This is a genomic window from Psychrobacter sp. 1U2, from assembly GCF_051847575.1.
In genome coordinates this window covers 1-846 of record NZ_JBPYDC010000766.1, presented here as the reverse complement: position 1 = coordinate 846, position 846 = coordinate 1, and the positions used below count along the sequence as shown (strand labels likewise).

The following is an 846-nucleotide window of genomic DNA, read 5'->3' as shown; positions in this document are numbered from 1 at the left end:
CAGTTTTTGGTAATGTCTGCATTGATGCTGGCGTTTGGGTATCTGGTACCATAATCAATGGTGGCGGCGCACCACGTCTGACCGTTAGGGGTTTAGCGTTAGAGTTTGACACTACCGGCAAGTTTGGTTTTGGCGCACCTGATACCACTCGTTTGGACTGTTTAATTGGTACGTTATTATTACCAAGAGGCATCAGTAGAGTCTTAGGAATGACATTGCGTTGGCCATTATCATTTATTGCTAGTACGACATCTGCAAATGGCATTGTTACAGGCTGTGATGTCTGGATAAGTAATTGACCTGCGGTGGCAGAAGTCGGTACAAACCGTACAGCCATAGATGCTGTAGGGGTCAGCCCCATTTGCTGATAAATCACAGGACTTGCAATACTAGCGGCAAAATCTTTAGCATCGATGTCGGTGACCGTAATACTGGCAGTCAAAGGTTCATGCTGAGCAGAGGTAATGGTTGTTTTACCCATAGTGGCTGCTTGAGCAACAGGTAACCACGCAATAGAGCTCACAGAACAAAGGAGTGCTACTGACACCGCGTGATGAATATTGGTCAATCGATGAGGTAAATGCCAAGACATGCGCAGCCCTTTTTATTATGACTTATTGAGAAATGACTTACGAAAATAGCCAAATACAATTATGTTTATCGCAATGTATTAGGTACTCGTATCGCTTTAATTAAATAATATTTAACACCCTGCTAATGTACTTTTTTATCCAATAACATCGCATCCCCATAACTAAAAAAGCGATATCGATGGCTAATTGCATGTTGGTAAGCTTGTTCAATAGCTGCTTTACCTGAAAATGCGGATACAAGCATTAATAAGGT

2 protein-coding genes are annotated in these 846 nt (G+C 42.2%); both read right to left on the bottom strand.

Annotated elements, in window-relative coordinates; translation table 11 throughout:
- The coding region (locus ACS8FD_RS18620; protein ID WP_439276936.1) for a type IV pilus assembly protein FimV at nt 1-592 on the bottom strand (592 nt) is incomplete at its 3' end.
- Between the two features lie 122 nt (nt 593-714).
- Nucleotides 715-846, bottom strand: a 132-nt coding sequence (locus tag ACS8FD_RS18615; protein WP_439276937.1) for an S-adenosylmethionine:tRNA ribosyltransferase-isomerase, incomplete at its 5' end; no start/stop codon positions are given.